This window comes from Tenacibaculum sp. SSH1-16 (assembly GCF_040104435.1).
GTDB lineage: Bacteria > Bacteroidota > Bacteroidia > Flavobacteriales > Flavobacteriaceae > Polaribacter > Polaribacter mesophilus.
Window position 1 is genome coordinate 442145 of sequence record NZ_JBECOV010000002.1, and the last position, 14189, is coordinate 456333.

The following is a 14189-nucleotide window of genomic DNA, read 5'->3' on the forward strand; positions in this document are numbered from 1 at the left end:
GAAATGTCAAGCATAGCTTTTGTTACAAAAAATTAAAGCTAAATGATTTCTGTATATATTTTTTACCATTTACACATAAAAGCACACCATTTATACATCCTTTACTCTAAAAAAGATTCTTTTATATGATATTTGTAGTGTAATACACAAGGGGAATCATATTGATAAATTGGGGGATTAATCAATAATGATATTAAGTTATAAAAACACCACTTTAAAGTGGTGTTTTTTTATATATAAATTTCAATGTTCGTTTAATTTATATGCACAAAAAAAGCTCAACTAAATTAAATTTAGTTGAGCTTTTTATCTTATCCTAATCAGTTAGTTTCCTAAGCCTCAAATGGAGTAACAGAAACGTATGATTTATTATCTCTTTTCTTTTGGAATTTTACAACACCATCAACTTTAGCATGTAAAGTATGATCTTTTCCCATGTAAACATTTTCACCTGGATTGTGTTGAGTTCCTCTTTGACGAACAATAATGTTACCTGCAATAGCAGCCTGTCCTCCAAAAATCTTTACTCCTAATCGTTTCGATTCTGATTCACGACCGTTCTTCGAACTACCGACACCTTTCTTATGAGCCATCTTTGTAAGTTTTTAAAGTTAATTATTTACTTAATGCTTCAATTAATTCTGCTTTCTTTAAAGAAGTGTATCCTGAAATACCTTTTTCTTTAGCTAAAGCTTTTAATTCTGCAACAGTCATTGAACTTAAATCTGTCGATTCTTCTTTAACCTCTGTTTTAGGAGTTTCTTTTTTAGCTGCTGCCTTTTTAACTCCTGATGCAGAAATTCCTTCGATTTGGATTTCAGTTAAATACTGTCTGTGTCCATTTTTCTTTTTGTAACCTTTTCTTCTTTTCTTTTTGAAAACGATTACCTTATCACCTTTTAAGTGACCTAAAATCTTTGCAGTTACTCCTGCACCTTCTATAGCTGGGGCGCCAATAGTTACGTTTCCTTTATCTTCAATAAGCATTACATTATCAAAAGTTACTTTTGATCCTTCTGCTTCTGGTAAACGGTGTACGTATACTTTTTGGTCTTTTGCTACTTTAAATTGCTGCCCTGCTATCTCTACGATTGCGTACATACTATTTGTTTTGCGTTTATACTTTATTCACACTTTCTTAATAAAAATGCGGGTGCAAATATACATTTTTTACTTCAAAAAAAAATGTATTACTCAGAAAATTACTCTTTTAAGATAAAAAAGTTTAATTTTTATTGTTTTGAATGTAACAATTACTATAACTTCACGTCACATACACGAAAATATTAAAAATTAAACTTTAATCAATGAGAAAAAGAGTTATCACTCTAGCTTCAGCTTTTATAGCATTTCATTTTACGTATGCTCAAAAAGTTGATTTTGAAGAGTATGATTTAAGCAATGGAATGCATGTTATTTTACATCAAGATAATACAGCACCAGTAGTAACAACATCTGTTATGTACCATGTAGGCGCGAAAGATGAGCAACCAAATAGGACAGGAATGGCTCACTTTTTTGAGCATTTATTATTTGAGGGTACAAAAAACATAAAAAAAGGAGAGTGGTTTAAAATAGTTTCCTCTAATGGAGGTACTAATAATGCTAACACTACCGATGATAGAACTTATTATTACGAGGTTTTTCCTTCTAATAATTTAGAATTAGGCTTATGGATGGAGTCTGAACGCTTATTACACCCAATTATTGGTCAAGAAGGTGTAGATACACAAAATGAGGTTGTAAAAGAAGAGAAGCGCTTACGTGTAGACAACCAACCTTACTCTCGTTTTTTAGAAAATGTTAAGAAAAACATGTTTAAAAAACATCCATATAAGGGAACTACTATAGGTAAGATGGAACATTTAGATGCTGCTACCTTAGAGGAATTCTTAGCATTTAATAAAAAATATTATGTTCCAAACAATGCTACTTTGGTAGTTGCAGGAGATTTTGAGCTTAAAGAAGCTAAACGACTTATAAAAGATTATTTTGAGCCTATACCTAGAGGTAAAGATATAGTAAGAAATTTTCCGAAAGAAGACCCTATTACAAAAGAGTTTTTTGCCAAAGCTTACGACCCTAACATTCAAATACCTGCAATTATGGCTGCTTATAGAACTCCTTCTATGAAAACCAGAGATGCTAGAGTGTTAGATATGATTTCTACTTATTTAAGTGGTGGAAAAAGCTCTGTACTTTATAAAAAATTAGTTGATACTAAAAAAATGGCTTTACAGGCTGGTGCAATAAACCTAAGTCAAGAAGATTATGGGACCTATATTTTATTTGCACTTCCGCTAGGAAATAACTCTTTACAAAGTTTAGTAAAAGAAATTGATGAAGAGGTTGTAAAACTTCAAACAAATTTAATTTCAGAAAAAGATTATCAAAAGCTACAAAATAAATTTGAAAACAACTTTGTGAATGCAAACTCAAGTGTAGAAGGTATTGCTAATTCATTAGCTCGCTACAATGTATTGTATGGTGATACTAATTTAATAAATACTGAAATTGATATTTATAGATCAATTACACGTGAGGAAATTAGAGACGTAGCAAAAAAATACTTAAACACTAACCAACGTTTGGTAATGGAATATTTGCCAGAATCAAAAAAATAATTCAGTAATAAGACATTCAATATGAAAAAAATAATAATAGCAGCATTAGCAGTTGTAAGCATGTCTTTTGCTGTAAATGCTCAAATAGATAGAAGTGTACAACCAAAGCCAGGGCCAGCTCCTAAAATTAAGTTAGGGAAAGCCGAAAAGTTCAAATTAAACAATGGTTTACAAGTAATTATGGTTGAAAACCATAAATTACCAAGGGTTTCTGCTTCATTAACAATTGATAACTCTATTTATTTAGAAGGTGATAAAACAGGTGTTTCTCAGGTTATGGGAGACATGCTAGGTAACGGCACAACAAATATGCCTAAAGATGAGTTTAATGAAAGGGTTGATTACCTTGGAGCAAATGTTTCTTTTAGAAGCAATGGAGCCTCAGTAAGATCATTAACAAAGTATTTTGGAGAGGTTTTAGGTTTAATGGCTGACGGGGTTAAAAACCCTAAATTTACACAAGAAGAGTTTGATAAAGTAATTGAACGTACTTTAGAAGGAATTAAATCTAACGAAAAAAGTGTAGAAGCTGTTGCTAGAAGGGTTGAAGATGCTTTAGTATATGGTAAAAATCATCCGTATGGCGAGTTCATAACTAAAGAAAGTATTAAAAATATTACACTACAAGATGCAAAAAACAATTATAACACCTACTACAAGCCAAATAACGCATATCTTGTAATAGTTGGAGACATTAACCCTACTGAGACTAAAAAATTAGTTAAGAATTTATTCAGCGATTGGAAAAAAGGAACCATACCTACCACTAGCTACAATGTACCTACCAATGTTGAAACTACTGAAATTAATTTTATAAACATGCCAAATGCAGTACAATCTCAAGTAGCTGTAATTAACACAGTTGATTTAACATTAGGTGATAAAGATTATTACGCAGCTCTATTAGCAAATAATATTTTAGGAGGCGGTGGTACTGCACGTTTATTCATGAACTTACGTGAAGATAAAGGCTATACATACGGGTCTTATTCGAATCTTTCACAAGATAAAAATAAAAATGCTGGTGTTTTTAAAGCAAGTGCAGCTGTAAGAAATATAGTTACAGATAGTGCTGTTGTAGAAATTCAAAAAGAAATTAATAAAATTCGTTATCAAAAAGTAACACCTGAAGAATTAAAAAATTCAAAAGCTGAATATATAGGTAGTTTTGTACGTAATGTTCAAAAACCATCTGTAGCAGCGAATTTTGCATTAAATATTGCTCGTTATAATTTGCCAAACAATTTTTATGAAAAATATTTAGAAAATATCAACTCTGTTACTTTAGACGATGTACAAAACGCAGCAATTAAACATTTCAGAGGAGATAAAGCTCGTATAATTATTACAGGTAAAGGAATTGATGTTTTAAAGAACTTAGAAAAAACATCAGAATATAAAATAAATTATTTTGATGCGTATGCTAACCCTACTAAAAAACCTGAAATGAGCTTACCTATTCCTGAAGGAACTACAGCAAGTTCAGTTATTAACAATTACTTTAAGGCTATTGGAGGATTAGATAAAGTAGGAAACGTGAATTCTTTAATGATTTCTTCTGAAGCAAAAGTTCAAGGAATGCAATTAAGTTTAGTCCAAAAAAGCGCTACACCTAATAAATCTTCTGTAGTCGTTTCTATGATGGGCAACGTAATGCAAAAAGTAATTTTTGACGGAACTAAAGGATATCAAGAAGTTCAAGGTCAGAAAAAAGAAATGACAGGTGAAGATTTAGAAGAAGTTAAAAACACTGCTGCTCCTTTTGCTGACAAAGCTTATAAAACAGGCACTTTGGACAGAATTGAGCCTATAGACGGAAACAATGCTTATGTGATTAAACATGGTAAAAAAGAAATCTTTTATGATGTAAAATCTGGGTTAAAGGTTAAAGAGGTTAAAACCGCTAAAGGACCACAAGGAGAAATGAAAGTACCTGTTGTTTTTTCAGATTACAAAGAAGTAAATGGAATTAAATTCCCTCATAAAATGATTCAAAAGAATGGACCAATGACTTTTGAGTTCATCACGAAAGAAATTAAAATTAATGAAGGGGTTTCTGACGCTGATTTTAAATAATAGTTAGACTTAAATCTATAAAAACTAAAAAAAGAGCCAAAATATAATATTTTGGCTCTTTTTATTTAAGTCATTTTTAAAATTATCTTGCTTTATTTACCAACCAAACTCCAAGCAGAATAATTCCTCCCGCTAACAACTGAATTAAACTCAATTTTTCTCCATCAATAATTCCCCACATTACAGCAACTGCTGGAATTAAATATGTTACAGAAGCTGCAAAAACAGGAGATGATAAATGCACCATTTTATTAAATAACACTTTTGCTACTCCTGTACCTACAACAGCTAATATTGCTACATAACCCAATGCAGAAGTTGTTTCTGCTGTTATTGCAAAAGTTGAAAAAAAGCCAGAAAACGCTAAAACGATAAATGCTGGAACAGTAAGCACTACAAAATGTCCAACTGTTATTGCTAAAGCATCCAAATCAAATAAGTATTTTTTTATTGTATTAACGTTAAAAGCATAACCTATTGACGCAACTACTACTAATAATGCATACCAGTAATTTTGGTTAGGATTTAACTCTGCTCCTTTTAAAATTAAAATTAAAGTACCTATTAAGCCTATTAAAATTCCAACTAATTGTTTCTTTTTAAAAGAAAACCCAAAAACTAATGCTCCAAAAACAAAAGTGTTAAAAGGGGTAAGCGAATTTAAAATAGCAGCTATTGAGCTATCTATTCCCTGTATTGCAAATGCGAATAGAAATACAGGAAAAAAAGTTCCTAAACCAGCCGTAATTATCACATACTTCCAGTGTTTTTTTTGAATTCTTTTTAAACTCTTAAACCCAACTAACAATAAAAAAAATGCCGTAATTAACATTCGTAAAGCACCTACCTGAATTGGAGTTAATCCTATCAAGGCTTTTTTCATTAAAATAAAAGAACTTCCCCAAACTAGCGAAAGCACAATTAAAAACAACCATTTTTGTTGTTGATTATTCATTTTCAATAATTTTAAGCACAAAAGTCGTTTATTTCTATTTTTAATTTTGATTTTATTGATAAATTTGCTGAATAACTCAATAAATAAAAATGATGAAAATTCAGAAAATACTATTTGCTTTAGTTATCGTAAGTTTTTTAGCTGTTGGATGTAAAAATGAAGCTAAAAAAGAGGAGGTTACTCAAGAACAAAAAACTGAAATTGCTGCTAATGCTAAAGAACTTTCTTTAAGTATTTCAGGAATGACTTGTGAAATAGGATGTGCTAGAAAAATAGCTTCTGACTTAAGTAAGAAAGAAGGCGTTTTAGAAGCAAACGTTGTTTTTAATGATAGTATTGCAACTATTAAATATGATGCTAACAAAACAAACAAAACTAATTTAATTGCTTTTGTTGAAGGAATTGGTAGCGGTGACATGTACAAGGCTTCAGAGATTACAAAAAAAGAAGAAGAATAACCTTGCTACATCTTAATTTGGCGTAAATAAGATTCAATTTAAACAATATCGAAAGCTCCTTAATAAGGAGTTTTTTTTATGCCTTTTAAGTATCTTTGCTAAAACTTTTCGTCAGATGAAGAAACATTTTCCTCTCATTGTAAAAATCTCGTTGATTGCTGTATATGTTATTTTTCTAGCCGGTTCTGTTGTTCGTATGACAGGTTCAGGAATGGGCTGTCCTGATTGGCCAAAATGTTTCGGGTATTACATCCCACCAACTTCTGAAGAAGAAATTACTTGGCAACCTAATTACGAGTACAAAAAAGGAATGATCATCGTAAAAGATGAAGCGTTATTTGTCGCTGGTCATAACATAAAAACCACTGATGAATTTAACGCTAACAACTGGGAAAAGTACACCAAACACGATTACGCTAAGTTTAATAAATTTCATACTTGGACGGAATATATTAACCGATTGAGTTCTGCTCTGGCGGGTATTCCTTTTCTATTTTTAATTTTTGTTTCTGTTAAATTTTGGAAAGAAAACAAACAAATAACTCTTTTATCTTTCGGAGCTTTCTTTTTAATGTTGTTTGAAGCTTGGCTAGGAAAAACTGTTGTAGACTCAAACCTAAAACCAACAATTATCACCATTCATATGGTTGGAGGTTTAGTTATTGTTGCTTTATTATTATGGCTGCTTTACATCGTTTCCGATCGAAAGAAAACATCTTACAAATACAATTCATTATTTAGTAAGTTAGTAATTCTTTCAGCTATATTTTCGCTAATACAAATTGCTTTAGGAACACAAGTACGCCAATTTATTGACGAACAAGTAAAACTACACGGATTTGAAAACAAGCACTACAGCTTAATGGATCCTAACCTTAAATTTTATATTCATCGTTCGTTTACTATTGCTATTGTATTGGTAAATCTTGGATTATTCTACTTAAATCAAATAAAAAATTTAGGATATAAACTAGTAAATTGGATAGTTTTCTTAATCTTTTTAGAAACGATTACAGGTATTTTAATGTACTATGCAGAATTCCCTTTAGGCACGCAAGCTGTACACTTATTATCAGGTGCTATTTTATTCGGATTACAATTTTATTTGTGGTTACAGAGTAGGAAAGTAACGATTCAATAGCTTAATCTTTCCATTCAAGCGTTTCCATCATATGAATCATATCTTTTTTGATGTATTCAACTGCTGGTAAAATAGAATCGTAATTTGGTTTGGTATAAAAGAATAAAGACCCTTTTAAAAAGTGTTTAGAGCTATCTGTTGCGTGAAACTGCACTTGTGATGCAGCATTTCCTAAAATTTGGTATAAACTTCCGTAAACTTTTGTATTTGGATTTGCATATTCTACTGGAGCAGTAATTTGATCTGCTTTAATAGCATGTTCAAATACTAGTTTTTCAGATTCTATTAATAATTCTCTTAAATTTCCTTCAATAGGGCGATATGTGATATCTACCGATGCTTTTAAACTTGGATACTCAATTTTTATCCAGCCTTTCGGTAAATCTTTGGTTTGAGCTATTTGAGCTATTTCAAACGCATATGGTTTATTTAAATTTTCTTTTTTATAAACCTTATCAGGATACTCTAAACTTAGATAACCTTTTGGCTTAGGTAAGGTTTCCTCACCACAACTTATTAAAAATATTGCTGATATCAGCAAAGAGAGTTTACGCATTTCGGGTAACTTTTACTTGTTTTATACGTTTTTTAGCCAACGCTTCAATAGTAAACGTATAATTACTAAAGTTTATTTTTTCACCTTTTTTTGGAAATTTACCTGAGACTTCTAAAATAAAACCTGCTATAGTTTCACTTTCTCCTTTAGCCTCTTCAAATTTTTCCTCATCTTCATCTTCTAAGACACGGCAAAAATCTTTAATAGTTATTTTTCCTTCAAAAATATAATTATTTTCATCAAGTTTCGAGTAAGTGAGGTCTTCATCGTCAAATTCATCATTGATATCACCTACTATTTCTTCTATTACATCTTCTAATGTTACAATTCCGCTTGTACCACCGTACTCATCGACTACAATTGCCAAATGTTTTTTCTTTTCTTGAAACTCTACTAGCAAATCATCTAGTTTTTTATTTTCTGGCACAAAAAATGGTTCTCTCAACAACTTTTGCCACTTAAACGTTTTCTTACTCAAGTGCTCTAATAAATCTTTAGCATATAAAACTCCAGTAATATTATCAATACTTTCATGATATACTGGATTTCTTGAATATCCGTTTTTTAAAATAGTTTGTAACACCTCTTCGTAACTAGTATCATCTGCTATTGCACACACATCTGTTCGAGGCTTCATAATTTGTACCGTTTCAGTATTCCCAAAACTTACAATCCCTTCTAAAATCTTTTGTTCTTCTTTAGTCGTTGCGTCATCAGATGTTAACTCCAATGCTTGTGACAAACGCTCTACAGAAAGGTTATTATTCTTATTGCCAAGCTTGTTTTCAACAACACTTGTTAATCTAATAAGCGGTAAACTTAAAGGTGTAAGTAAAGTGTTTAATGCTAAAATAGGTTTTGACATAAACTCTGCAAACTGTAATGATTTTCTACTAGCATATACTTTAGGTAACACTTCACCAAATAATAAAATTAAGAAAGTAACAAGAATCACTTCTACCAAAAACCTCAAAACATCTGATAAACCAATAAAAAACACTCTACCAATACTTGCAAAGAGTAATACAATAAGAATATTAATAAAGTTATTTGTTATTAAAATGGTCCCTAATAACTTTTTAGGGTCTTGAAGTAGTTTTACTACAGTGTTTTCTTCTTTGGAATTCGCTGATAACTCATCTAATTCTGTTTGTGAAATTGAAAAGAAAGCAACTTCAGTTCCTGAAACTAATGCAGAACAAATCAATAATAAAAGTAACAACAAACAGTTGATAGCAGTCAACCAATCAAAACTTGATAATACTAAAAGTAAAGGTTCGGGTTCTGGGTCCAATTTTTAAAATTTAATTAAACTAAAACGGTAAATCATCATCTTCTTCATTACCTACATTTGGTGGTGTATGATTAGGAGCTCCTTGAGTAGGCACCACATTTGGTTGTGCATTGTTTGGATCTTTTTTCGTTGATAAAAACGTCATGTCTTGTACATGAATTTCGGTTGTATACCTTTTTTGTCCATCAACTTCATACTGTCGTGTTTTTATACGCCCTTCACAATACACTCGATCTCCTTTAGTTAAGTATTTTTCACAAATTTCTGCTAGTTTATTACGTACAACTACATTATGCCATTCAACATTTGTTATTCTTTCTCCTGTTTGTCGGTTGGTGTAGGTTTCATTGGTTGCTAAAGGAAATCGCCCTATTGAATTTCCTCCTTCAAAATAATGCATTTTAACCTCATCACCTAAATGCCCTATTAAAATGACTTTATTTATTGTTCCTGCCATAGCATTATAATTTTGCGTAAAATCAAATATACAAATTTTAAGATTCTTTGCTTAAATATTCCTCTAAAAACTTATCAATTAACACTGGTACTGGATATTTTTTTACTACAGTCCAATCCATCGTTTGTTCATTAACTTTCCTAGTTTTTACTATCCAAAACTTAGTAATTAAGTGTTGATGCGATAGTTTATGAATAATATCTTCAGTATTAAAAAGAGAAATTGTAGTTTCTTCTGGGAAAAGCATTGTAAACTGTTTATTTTTCACTAATTCTTCTTCGCTTGTTTTCTTTTGTGTCTCCACTAAAGGAAATTGATACAATCCTTGCCATATACCTTTACCCTTTCGTTCTTCTAAAACAGTTTTATTTTCTTCTGTTATTGGAACCAAATAATTAAAATATCTTTTTTTAATTTTTGTTTTTTTTTCTTTTACTGGAAGCTCTTTTATTTGATTTTTTGCTAAAGCCACACAGCCATTAGCTAATGGACATTTATTACACAGAGGATTTTGAGGTTTACAATGCATCGCTCCAAAATCCATTATAGCTTGATTATACACATCCGGTTGTGAGGTATCAATAAGTGTTTGCGCCAACTCCTTAAACTCTTTAATTCCCTTAGTAGAATTTATTGGGGTACTTATGCCGAAATAACGAGAAAGAACTCTGTACACATTACCATCAACAACAGCAACTGGTTCTTTAAAACAAATGGAAGCAATAGCTGAAGCCGTATAATCTCCCACGCCTTTTAACTTAATCAACTCTTTGTACGAACTAGGAAACATACCTTTTAATTCATTTGCCACGAATTTAGCTGTAAAATGTAAATTTCTCGCCCTAGAGTAGTAACCTAAACCTTGCCATAATTTTAACACTTCACTTTCATCTGCTTTTGCTAAATCAAACACTGTTGGAAATGCCTTTGTAAACTTTAAGTAATAAGGCAAACCTTGCTCTACTCTGGTTTGTTGTAGCATTATTTCACTCAACCAAATAAAATAAGGATTCTTTGTCTCTCTCCAAGGAAGACTCCTTTTATTCTCACCATACCAACAAATCAATTTAAAAACCAAAAAAAAACACTATTTAAATTAAAAAAAAACACAACAAACAAAAACACAATTACATTATAACCACTTAAAACAACAAAAAACAAACAAAAACATAATTTAGTTAGTTTTTTTTTACAAAAAAGTAGGGTAAAAATACTTTAAACTGTTATTACTTCTGATAATGAAGGGGAAAATTTATTTTTTTCCGGGTACTAATTTAAATAATTTAATTAATGAAATCTAAATTCATGCTAACACTATTTATAGTGTTACTTGGGCGAATAACATACGCTCAAGAAAAAAGTATTTCTGGTACAATTTCCGACACAACTGGACCTCTTCCTGGTGTTACTGTTTTAATTAAAAACACAACCAAAGGAACAGAAACAGATTTTGATGGAAATTATACCATTAGAGTAAATCAAGGAGATGTACTTGTTTTCAGTTTTATTGGAAAAAAGACTACTGAAGTAAAAGTACTAAACCAATCCGTAATTAATTTAGTATTAGAAGATGACGCTAACATTCTTAATGAAGTAGAAGTTATCGCTACTGGTTACGACAAAATAAACAAAAAAACCTTTACGGGTTCCGCCGTCTCTGTAGGGATAGATGATCTTAAATTAGATGGAGTTGTAGATGTAACTCGCATGTTAGAAGGTAGAGTTGCAGGGGTTAACATTCAAAACCTTTCAGGAACATTCGGTACTGCTCCAAACATTACCATTAGAGGGTCTTCTTCTATTTTTGGAAACAACACACCTTTGTATGTAATTGATGGTGTGGTACAAGAAGATGTTATTGAACAAAACCTAGATCAATTAACATCTGGTGACCCTTCAACCTTAATCAGCTCATCTATAGCAGGTATAAATGCCAATGATATTAAAAAAATAGATATTTTAAAAGATGCTTCAGCTACATCTATTTATGGTGCTAGAGCAAGAAATGGTGTAGTAGTAATAACTACTAAGTCTGGTAGAAAAGATTCTCCTTTAAAACTTAATTATAACCTAGAACAAACAATACGCGACATACCTTCGTATAATAATTTTGATTTATTAAACTCTAAAGAAAGTATGGCTATTTTTAGAGAAAATGAAAGTAGGGGTTTTTTTCAATTACCTAGCGTTTCTAGAGGCAGATATGGTGGTGTTTATTATATTAGAGCTACTGCTTTAGATAATTACAATGAATCTACTGGAATGTTTGAACTAGGAAATACTCCTGAAGCTAGAGAAGCTTTTTTACGTAAGTATGAGCTAGCTAATACTGACTGGTTTAAAACATTATTTAGAAATAGCTCTTTAATGCAAAACCACTCTTTAAGTCTTTCTGGTGGTAGTGAAAATAATTCTTACTATGCTTCTGTGAGTCTTTTGCATGATCCGGGATGGACGATTGCTGATAAGGTAACTCGTTTTACAACTAACTTAAAAAATACGTTCTATTTTTCTGATAAGTTTAATGCTACTCTTGCTGTTAACGCATCCATAAGAAAACAAAAAGCACCAGGTACATTCAGCAGAGAATCAGATCCAGTAACAGGAGACATATCTCGTGAATTTGATATCAACCCTTTTAGTTACGCTCTTAATACCTCTAGAACATTAAGACCATATAACGATACTGGAGGTTATGAGTATTATAGAAACAACTGGGCTGACTTTAATATATTAGAAGAGTTAGCTAACAACTCTATTGACATCAACCAAAGAGATATTCGATTCCAATTAGATGCATCTTATAAAATAACAGACAACATCACTTACGATTTTAATGGTGCTGGTCGTTTTGTTAATACCGTAAGAGAACATAACGTTAGAGAAAATTCAAATGTTGTAAGAGCTTATAATGCTGATTCTTCAACTGTTTTAAGAGATGATAATATATTCTTATATCAAGACCCTACAGATCCTGATGCTTTACCTGTTGCGGTTTTACCAAACGGTGGTATCTATTTTAAAAACGACGACTACTTAACGACTTTTTATGCTAGAAATAGTTTTAAGTACGACAATACGTTTAATGAAAAACATAATTTTAATGCATTGTTAGGTCAAGAGATAAGATTTGTAAATAGAAATTCAGACAGGTTTACAGGATATGGATTACAATACGACAATGGTTTAACAGCATTCACAGACCCTAGAATTCTTGAAAAACTGATAAATGGAGGCGAAGCTTATTTTGGATTAACTAAAGAAAGAGAAAGAACAGTAGCTTTCTTTGGTAAGGCAACTTATTCTTATGACGATAAATATGTTTTCTCTTTAACAGGAAGATATGACGGGTCTAACAGACAAGGGCGCAGTAGTAGCTCAAGGTGGTTACCAACAGGAACTGTTAGTGCTAAATGGAACGCTAGTAAAGAGTCTTTCTTAGAAAACTCTAACACTTTTAGTAACTTACAGTTTAGAACTTCATATGGTTTAGTGGCAACTCCTGGTAACGCAACAAATGCATTAGCTATATTTACAAGTCAAATAGCAGACAGACTTTTACCAGCAGATAGAGAAAACTTCTTAAATATAACTGCATTACAAAATTCTGAGTTAACATGGGAAAAGCAATATGAATTAAACTTTGGTGTCGACTTAGGCTTATTCAACAATAGAGTTAATTTAATAACAGATGTTTACAAAAGAGATATATTTGATAATATTGATTTTGTAAGAACTTCTGGTATCGGTGGGCAATTTATAAAACAAGGAAATAACGCAGATGTTGAAACTTATGGTATAGAATTTACTTTAGACACTAAAAACATAGTAACAGATAACTTTACATGGTCTTCTAACATTAATTTCTCATATTTTGATCAAGAAATTACAAAATTAGACAATACACCTATTGCCTTTGATTTAGTAGATCAAACTGGAGGTAATGTTGTAGGGTACCCTATCAACTCAATGTTTTCTTTTCAATTTGCAGGTTTAAATAACGAAGGATTACCACAGTTTATAAATAAAGATGGTGAAGTAGCTTCTGTTTTAGACTTTCAAAACAACGAAAACTTAACTGACTACTTAAAACACGAAGGTTCCGTAAACCCTAATATATCAGTTGGTTTTTCTAACAATTTCACTTACAAAAACTGGGATTTAGGAGTATTGATAACTGGTAGCGGAGGAAATAAAGTAAGGTTAAACCCTGTATTTAGCTCTACTTATTCTGATACAAGCATTTTTTCTAAGAGTCATGTAAACAGATGGCTTAACCCTGGAGATGAGAATATAACCAACATCCCTGTATTACCAGACCCTTCTGCTTTTCAAAGAAACTCAAACTTAAGAACGGTTTATAATGCTTACAACTATTCTACTGAGCGAGTAGCAGATGGGGATTTTTTACGTATGAAAAACATTTCATTAGGATATAAGTTTAATAATGAACTAGTTGAAAAACTAGGCCTTTCACATTTAAAAGTTAAATTTCAAGGAACAAACTTGTTTTTATTATACTCTGACTCTAAACTTAACGGTCAAGATCCAGAATTCTATCAAACAGGTGGAGTTGCATTACCAATTACTAGGCAATATACTTTCTCATTAAATTTAGGATTTTAACA

The 14189-nt window shown here is 31.2% G+C and carries 12 protein-coding genes; 5 read left to right on the forward strand and 7 right to left on the reverse strand.

The window, feature by feature from the left end:
* Nucleotides 1-332 precede the first annotated feature (332 nt).
* On the reverse strand, nt 333-593 hold the full coding sequence (rpmA, locus tag ABMY20_RS04670) for a 50S ribosomal protein L27 (RefSeq protein WP_028891690.1): 261 nt from the start codon (nt 591-593) through the stop codon (nt 333-335).
* Between the two features lie 22 nt (nt 594-615).
* A complete protein-coding gene (gene rplU, locus ABMY20_RS04675) occupies nt 616-1101 on the reverse strand; it encodes a 50S ribosomal protein L21 (protein ID WP_047787976.1) in 486 nt (161 codons plus the stop codon).
* 206 nt (nt 1102-1307) lie between these two features.
* Here rplU and ABMY20_RS04680 point away from each other — a divergent pair, with 206 nt between their 5' ends.
* Together ABMY20_RS04680 and ABMY20_RS04685 are read left to right on the forward strand one after the other, a co-directional pair.
* Nucleotides 1308-2624, forward strand: a complete 1317-nt coding sequence (locus tag ABMY20_RS04680; RefSeq protein WP_073182303.1) for a pitrilysin family protein — start codon at nt 1308-1310, stop codon at nt 2622-2624.
* Between the two features lie 21 nt (nt 2625-2645).
* Nucleotides 2646-4700 carry an insulinase family protein gene (locus tag ABMY20_RS04685; protein ID WP_349264753.1) on the forward strand — a complete coding sequence of 685 codons (2055 nt, stop codon included), beginning with the start codon at nt 2646-2648 and terminating at the stop codon, nt 4698-4700.
* Between the two features lie 82 nt (nt 4701-4782).
* On the opposite strand, the gene ABMY20_RS04690 is transcribed toward ABMY20_RS04685, so the two are convergent.
* Nucleotides 4783-5655: an EamA family transporter gene (locus ABMY20_RS04690; RefSeq protein WP_047787979.1), complete on the reverse strand. Its 873-nt coding sequence runs from the start codon at nt 5653-5655 to the stop codon at nt 4783-4785.
* Nucleotides 5656-5744: 89 nt separating this feature from the next.
* On the opposite strand from ABMY20_RS04690, the gene ABMY20_RS04695 reads away from it, so the two are divergent.
* Both ABMY20_RS04695 and ABMY20_RS04700 read left to right on the forward strand, forming a co-directional pair.
* Nucleotides 5745-6113 carry a heavy metal-associated domain-containing protein gene (locus tag ABMY20_RS04695; protein ID WP_231128367.1) on the forward strand — a complete coding sequence of 123 codons (369 nt, stop codon included), beginning with the start codon at nt 5745-5747 and terminating at the stop codon, nt 6111-6113.
* Between the two features lie 115 nt (nt 6114-6228).
* The gene (locus ABMY20_RS04700) at nt 6229-7254 is read left to right on the forward strand and encodes a COX15/CtaA family protein (RefSeq protein WP_047787981.1); all 1026 of its coding nucleotides are present in this window, start codon (nt 6229-6231) and stop codon (nt 7252-7254) included.
* Between the two features lies 1 nt (nt 7255).
* On the opposite strand, the gene gldD is transcribed toward ABMY20_RS04700, so the two are convergent.
* The 4 genes from gldD to mutY are packed head-to-tail and all read right to left on the reverse strand — an operon-like array spanning nt 7256 to nt 10639.
* Nucleotides 7256-7810, reverse strand: a complete 555-nt coding sequence (gene gldD / locus ABMY20_RS04705; RefSeq protein WP_073182305.1) for a gliding motility lipoprotein GldD — start codon at nt 7808-7810, stop codon at nt 7256-7258.
* A complete protein-coding gene (gene gldE / locus ABMY20_RS04710; RefSeq protein ID WP_173358996.1) occupies nt 7803-9104 on the reverse strand; it encodes a gliding motility-associated protein GldE in 1302 nt (433 codons plus the stop codon). The genes gldD and gldE overlap by 8 nt, the downstream gene beginning before the upstream one ends.
* A gap of 19 nt (nt 9105-9123) precedes the next feature.
* Nucleotides 9124-9561 (reverse strand): single-stranded DNA-binding protein, encoded by a 438-nt coding sequence (gene ssb, locus ABMY20_RS04715; protein ID WP_047787984.1) that lies wholly within the window; start codon nt 9559-9561, stop codon nt 9124-9126.
* A 37-nt stretch (nt 9562-9598) separates the two neighbouring features.
* Nucleotides 9599-10639: an A/G-specific adenine glycosylase gene (mutY, locus tag ABMY20_RS04720; protein WP_349264754.1), complete on the reverse strand. Its 1041-nt coding sequence runs from the start codon at nt 10637-10639 to the stop codon at nt 9599-9601.
* Nucleotides 10640-10851: 212 nt separating this feature from the next.
* Here mutY and ABMY20_RS04725 point away from each other — a divergent pair, with 212 nt between their 5' ends.
* Nucleotides 10852-14187, forward strand: a complete 3336-nt coding sequence (locus ABMY20_RS04725; RefSeq protein WP_349264755.1) for a SusC/RagA family TonB-linked outer membrane protein — start codon at nt 10852-10854, stop codon at nt 14185-14187.
* Nucleotides 14188-14189 lie beyond the last annotated feature (2 nt).

Bases quoted from the DNA above. Each gene is read 5' to 3' on its own strand.
- ABMY20_RS04685 (WP_349264753.1), top strand. From the start codon at position 2,646: ATGAAAAAAATAATAATAGCAGCATTAGCAGTTGTAAGCATGTCTTTT.
- ABMY20_RS04695 (WP_231128367.1), top strand. From the start codon at position 5,745: ATGATGAAAATTCAGAAAATACTATTTGCTTTAGTTATCGTAAGTTTT.
- rplU (WP_047787976.1), bottom strand. From the start codon at position 1,101: ATGTACGCAATCGTAGAGATAGCAGGGCAGCAATTTAAAGTAGCAAAA.
- ABMY20_RS04700 (WP_047787981.1), top strand. From the start codon at position 6,229: ATGAAGAAACATTTTCCTCTCATTGTAAAAATCTCGTTGATTGCTGTA.
- rpmA (WP_028891690.1), bottom strand. From the start codon at position 593: ATGGCTCATAAGAAAGGTGTCGGTAGTTCGAAGAACGGTCGTGAATCA.
- ABMY20_RS04725 (WP_349264755.1), top strand. From the start codon at position 10,852: ATGAAATCTAAATTCATGCTAACACTATTTATAGTGTTACTTGGGCGA.
- ssb (WP_047787984.1), bottom strand. From the start codon at position 9,561: ATGGCAGGAACAATAAATAAAGTCATTTTAATAGGGCATTTAGGTGAT.
- ABMY20_RS04690 (WP_047787979.1), bottom strand. From the start codon at position 5,655: ATGAATAATCAACAACAAAAATGGTTGTTTTTAATTGTGCTTTCGCTA.
- ABMY20_RS04680 (WP_073182303.1), top strand. From the start codon at position 1,308: ATGAGAAAAAGAGTTATCACTCTAGCTTCAGCTTTTATAGCATTTCAT.
- gldD (WP_073182305.1), bottom strand. From the start codon at position 7,810: ATGCGTAAACTCTCTTTGCTGATATCAGCAATATTTTTAATAAGTTGT.